The organism is uncultured Anaerococcus sp. (genome assembly GCF_937934665.1).
Classification (GTDB): Bacteria; Bacillota; Clostridia; order Tissierellales; family Peptoniphilaceae; genus Anaerococcus.
This window is the reverse complement of record NZ_CALGYW010000142.1, coordinates 1-5,621: the sequence shown is the minus strand read 5'-3', so window position 1 is coordinate 5,621 and position 5,621 is coordinate 1. Positions and strand designations below refer to the sequence as shown.

The 5,621-nt window shown below is 37.2% G+C and carries 4 protein-coding genes; 1 reads left to right on the top strand and 3 read right to left on the bottom strand.

Features of this window, described 5'->3' with window-relative positions:
• Positions 1 to 82 precede the first annotated feature (82 nt).
• The 3 genes from uraA to Q0410_RS07335 all read right to left on the bottom strand — a co-directional run bounded on the left by uraA (position 83) and on the right by Q0410_RS07335 (position 4,348).
• A complete protein-coding gene (gene uraA, locus Q0410_RS07345; protein WP_299035031.1) occupies positions 83 to 1,348 on the bottom strand; it encodes a uracil permease in 1,266 nt (421 codons plus the stop codon).
• A gap of 1,427 nt (positions 1,349 to 2,775) precedes the next feature.
• Positions 2,776 to 3,093, bottom strand: a complete 318-nt coding sequence (locus tag Q0410_RS07340) for a hypothetical protein (protein WP_299035028.1) — start codon at positions 3,091 to 3,093, stop codon at positions 2,776 to 2,778.
• A gap of 43 nt (positions 3,094 to 3,136) precedes the next feature.
• Positions 3,137 to 4,348 (bottom strand): arginine deiminase, encoded by a 1,212-nt coding sequence (locus Q0410_RS07335; RefSeq protein ID WP_299035025.1) that lies wholly within the window; start codon positions 4,346 to 4,348, stop codon positions 3,137 to 3,139.
• A 711-nt stretch (positions 4,349 to 5,059) separates the two neighbouring features.
• Between Q0410_RS07335 and Q0410_RS07330 the strand changes: the two genes are divergently transcribed.
• On the top strand, positions 5,060 to 5,563 hold the full coding sequence (locus Q0410_RS07330) for a sigma-70 family RNA polymerase sigma factor (protein ID WP_299035022.1): 504 nt from the start codon (positions 5,060 to 5,062) through the stop codon (positions 5,561 to 5,563).
• Positions 5,564 to 5,621 lie beyond the last annotated feature (58 nt).

Genomic DNA, 5,621 nt, shown 5'->3' with positions numbered 1-5,621 from the left:
CGCTCTGTAGGGATTTTCACCCCAGCATTAGAACATGCCCGTCATACTACAAAAAGCCCCCTCTGAGGGGACTTTTTCATTTCTATTCATTTGTAAGTCCAAACTTCTTTAAGGCTGTCATAAATAAGGACAAGATAACTGCCACCACTGACGCTAGCACCATGCCTGATAGCTCTATAGAAGCAAACTTGATTGATAGACCTGACAGACCTGCTATAAAGATTACAGATGTTAGTACAAGGTTAATTGACTTTGAGTAGTCAACTTTTTCATCAACCAAAAGTCTGATTCCGCTAGTACCAATCATACCATATAAAAGGAAGGTCACCCCACCTATTACATTGCCTGGAATAGTTGAAATAAAGGCAGCAAGCGGTCCAAAGAAGGCCATAATAATTGACACTACTGCCGCACCTCCTATTACCTGGACTGAGTAAACACCGGTAATAGCCATAACCCCGATATTTTCTCCATAAGTTGTTGTTGGCACACCCCCTACAAGACCTGATATGGCTGTAGAGAAGTTATCAGCAAAGATTGACCTATGAAGACCTGGCTCTTTGATTAGGTCTCGGTCTACTATATTAGATGTCACTACCTGATGGGAAATGTGCTCACTTGTAATAACAAGGATAACAGGCAGCATAGCAAGGATGGCATCTAGACTAAACTTAGCTAGGTGAAATTCTGGCATAGTAAATAATTTAGCCTCTAAAACCGGAGTAAAATCCACCATGTCAAAAAATATCGCAGCTATATATCCAACAACTATGGCAATCAAAATTGGAATAGTAGAGAAAAATCCCTTAAATGCAACAGATCCGATAATAGCTGTTAGAAGGGTAATGCCAAAGACTACAAAGTCCTTAGCCTCAGCTGTATCAGTCATAAGGTTTGCTCCAATAGCCCCTCCTGTAACAGTATTGACAGCAAGCTCAAAACCAATTAGGGCCACAACTGCACCCATGGCAGCAGGCGGGAGAACAACGTCAATCCACTTAGTTCCAAACTTATAGATAATATAGGCCATGATACAACCTAAAATTCCGACTACAACAAAGGCACCTTGCGCATATTCAAATCCTTGTTTTGCAATGATAGCTGTTCCTGGAGCCAAAAATGCAAATGAAGAACCCAAATAAGCAGGTGCCTTGCCTTTAGTAATTAAGATAAATAATAAAGTACCAATCCCATTCATTAATAAAACAATACCTGGATTAATTTGAAATAAAATAGGGACCAAAACTGAAGCGCCAAACATTGCAAAAGTATGTTGCAAAGAAAGCGGCAAAAGAAGTTTCACTGGGACCTTATCATCAATATGATAGATTTTCTTTTCTGTGTTCATAATCATTCCTTTCTTTTTTTCCTTAAATCCTCTTTATTTTACTCTTTTAGATGTCCTTGTCAAAATTAATTTTTAACCAAAAAAATCACAGCGTCATCCCGAACGACACCAAAAGTGGAGGAGGGTCTCAATAACCTAAGGACCAGAATATTCGGAAATTCTCACTTGATTAGACAAATGTAGAACTGATTATAACTTGTAAAGAACTCAAATAATGATATAATGAATATAAGAGAAGCTACCTCTTATCCCATCAAAAAAAGCTCTTGGATGAAACCAAGAAAAAAGATACGTTAAGATTCTCCATGAGGATTAAAAAAGACGGTAGTGCCAGCTACCGTCTTTTTTAATTACTTGTTATCGCTTTTTTTATCAATTTGTTTTTCGACATATTTGATAATCAAAGCAACTAACAAAGGAAAAAATAAATTTTCCAAAAGATACGTTAATATCTCCATAATTCTCATCCCCTTTGTTAGGAGATGATTATATTATAACATATTATTATCAAAATTATTATTTAGTTAAAAATCTTTATAAATCAAATATTAAATATTCAAATGTATCACCGAAAAACTACCCAATACCAAAATAATTAATAATCTTCCTATCATACTAATTATAAAATGCGTCCAAAAGTTTTTCCATTCTGGTCAAAGCAAGGAAATTAAATTTCGTTATAACTATCAAAGTTTAATTTTAACTTTTATAGCAAGATAATTTATATTCACTGAGACTAACTCTGAGCTACCACGTTTCTGAAGCCCTATCCCAATTTGTAGACAAGCCCGTCGGCTCAAGGAGACAAATTGATGGAAGGACTGATGCAGAGGCAGACCGTAGGCTAGCCCGCCGGCTCGTTGAGGCAGGGACCTCCTACGTACACCCAAACATAGCTCTGGTCATACATTTGAGACACCTTTATAAAATAATTCTCTTATCTAAAATTATCCAAGCACCCATACCATATAAATTTTATAAAAGTAGCCAGAGATTTCTCCATGCGTTCGTTTCACTCACTTAGTCGAAATGTGGGTTGACTATCCGTACTATTTCTCAAAGTCTTAAGATTTTTATTATCCAATAGATAACAACTACCTTGAAACCAACTCAGCCCCCACACGTCTCGACCGTAGTGGAGAGACCTCCTACGTACACCCAAACATAGCTCTGGTCATACATTTGAGACACCTTTATAAAAAAATAAAATCCCTTCGTATATAAGTCTCTAGCATTCATAGGATTCCTCCTCTCGACTACGCTCGAGGTAAACTATATGTTGGAATGGCGCAAGATAGATAAGGATACTTTTCATATAACGAGGGACCCCATCACTAAAGGACCAACATATTTGAAAAGCCTCCCCCAAAATTTCCCAAAAGGAAAATCCGGCCATCTGACCGGATTTTCCTTAATTTTTATTGGGTCTATTCTAAATCTTCACCCTTAAAGGCATCGATAAAGTCATCTTTTGCTCTGTTTGCTTTTTCTTTAGCTCTGCCTGCTGTTTGTTTAGCATCATCAACTGTTTCTTTGACTTCACCCTTATTTTTCTTTAGTAAGTAAGCACCTGCTCCTACCATAAAGGCAGCCTTTGCTACTCTTGAAACTATATTTGGTTTATTTTTATATTTATTATCAAACATCTTATTCCTTCTTCCTTTGTTTTTAAAAGTTCTTTCAGCAAGGTTTGATGCCAAATCTTTACTTCCTTTGGCAACAAGTATTTTCTTTAAAAATCCCATTCTAACCTCCTTGTAAAAGTGTCTAATAATTATATACCCAAAATTAGTCTTCTCTAACAAGTGGCATAGACATGCATCTTGGACCACCCCTACCTACTGTTAGGTTAGAAGAGTCTAGTTTTAAAACTTCATAGCCTTCTTTTTCCAAAACAGCATTTGTAACATTATTTCTATCATAAACTACAACCTTACCTGGGGCTATAGCTAGGGTATTTGACCCATCTGTCCATTGTTCACGAAGGGCTGCTATAGGATCACCACCTCCACAAGGGATTAGCTTAACATGGTCAAGGCCGAGGGCATCCTTTAACAAGTCCTCAAGGTTTTTATCAAGCTGCTCGCTTACGATTTCCCCATCCCTAGCTGTGAAGCGATAAGCATGGAAGGTAGACATGATACCTGGATGATAGGTAAAGGCATCGTGGTCTATTTGAGTAAATACAGTATCAAGGTGCATATAAGCTCTTTCAGCTGGTATATTTACAGCAAGAACTTCCTTAACATCATTATCCTCAGCAAGGATAAGATTATTTGCAAGAAGCTTAATAGATTCAAGCTCTGTTCTTTGGCTGATACCAACCATTACAAGGTTTTTATTGATATTTAGTATATCTCCACCCTCTATAGAATGTCCAGAATTTCTACCATAAAAATCCTTGGTTCCACCATAAACCTCGTGGTATTTAAAAATATAATCAGCATAGATAGTTTCCCTAGACCTAGTCCTAGTATGCATACAATTTATAGAAACTCCATTAGCTATAGAAGAAAATGGGTCCCTGGTAAAATAGAGGTTTGGCATTGGATAAATAGCTGTATAAGCCTCATTAGAAACAATCTTGTCAATATTTTTAAAACCACCTATTTCCTTAAGGGTAATACCAGACATGGTTTTTTCAACAAAGGTCTTGGTATCCTTGATAGACTTTAGAAGAGCCTCACTTTCCTTGTAGAGATTTTCGTTATTAATACCAGCTTCTTCCAGGTATTGGCTCAAAAATCTATCTCGAAGGCCTTCATTCGCGTCAAGAGTTTCTGTCATCAAATCCTCAAGATAAACAACCTCAGCTCCATTATTCCTAAGTATTTTTGCAAACTCATCATGCTCAGCCTGGGCCTTGGCCAAATCAGGAATATCGTCAAATAACAACTCCTCAAGCAAGAAAGGTGTAAGATTTAAAAGCTCCTCCCCAGGTCTGTGAAGCATAACAGTTTTTAAAGTCTTAATCTCATTGTTGACGTTTACTTTTCCCATAATCTTCTCCTAAATAAAATTTCTTAAAAAAAAGGACCAATGTTGACAAAGCAATCAACAAAAGTCCTTATTATCAACCAGCTCACCCGCCAGTATCTTTAGATTTCGTTTTCCTATCCTCATTATAACACCAATCAAACAATTTGGCAATATCTAAAGCTTAATTTTCTACTACACTCCCCTTCCCAAAAATCTTCCGAACTTCCACTGCGCCGTCCCGAACGACACCGCAGGTGGAGGAGGGACCCCACCACTTAGGGACCAGAATTTTAAAAAGAAAACTCAATAAAAACTCCTTCGTATCCGCATCTCCCGCATTCAGAGGATTCCTCGTCGTCTCCTATCGGATACTCTGTCGGAATGGCGCTTTGACTGATAAGATGTTTATAATTTAGGATATTTCTATCCCCAACACCCACAGGCAGCTTCGAATCGACCTCCACACGTTTCGGACCGTAGTCTAGCCCGCAGGCTCGAGGAGACCTACCCCCTACATTCATTCAAACTCAGCCCTACTTATACATTCATCATTACTATTATAAAATAATTCCTTTTTCTGTTATAAACCTTTAGTATAGAGTTATCTATAGATAAAAAAATTTTAGCCTATTATTTTTATAATGTGAGCACTTTATCCCATTAAACATTTCCCTGGTTTTGTATTATTATAAACCTAGTCTCGAGATAAATATTATGAAAAGAGGTTATATAATGATAAATATAGAAAATACAGAAAGAATTATGAACGATTACATGCCATTAATCTATGCTACTATTAGGAGATTTAATGCTTTTGAAAAAGAAGAAGCCATCGACGAAGCCAAGATGGTCCTTATTGAAGCCATCCTAAGCTATGATGAAAGTCAAGGGACTTTTGGTAATTATCTCAAGCACAGGCTCAACTACCACTTTTGGGACAAATCCAAAAAGCCCCTCCCTACTTCCCTAGACCAAGATTATGGCGATGACCTAAGCCTAATAGATACGCTAAAAAGCGAAGACGATATAGAAGATGAATTTTTTACCAAGGAAGCCTACAAGGACCTATACGACAAAATAAAGACTTTAGACAAGAAAGATGTCTTAATTATAAAACTAAAATACTGGCAAGGCCTATCTGACAAAAAAATCGCCCAGCTCCTATACCTTTCCCCAAAAACAATCAGAAATCGACACTCCCTAGCCATAAAGAAATTAAGAAAAATGTACTCCTAGAATAGATAAAATTGCATTGTCAACACCTCTATAAAAACCCAACCACGCGCCGTCTCGA

Bases quoted from the DNA above. Each gene is read 5' to 3' on its own strand.
- uraA (WP_299035031.1), bottom strand. From the start codon at position 1,348: ATGAACACAGAAAAGAAAATCTATCATATTGATGATAAGGTCCCAGTG.
- Q0410_RS07340 (WP_299035028.1), bottom strand. From the start codon at position 3,093: ATGGGATTTTTAAAGAAAATACTTGTTGCCAAAGGAAGTAAAGATTTG.
- Q0410_RS07335 (WP_299035025.1), bottom strand. From the start codon at position 4,348: ATGGGAAAAGTAAACGTCAACAATGAGATTAAGACTTTAAAAACTGTT.
- Q0410_RS07330 (WP_299035022.1), top strand. From the start codon at position 5,060: ATGATAAATATAGAAAATACAGAAAGAATTATGAACGATTACATGCCA.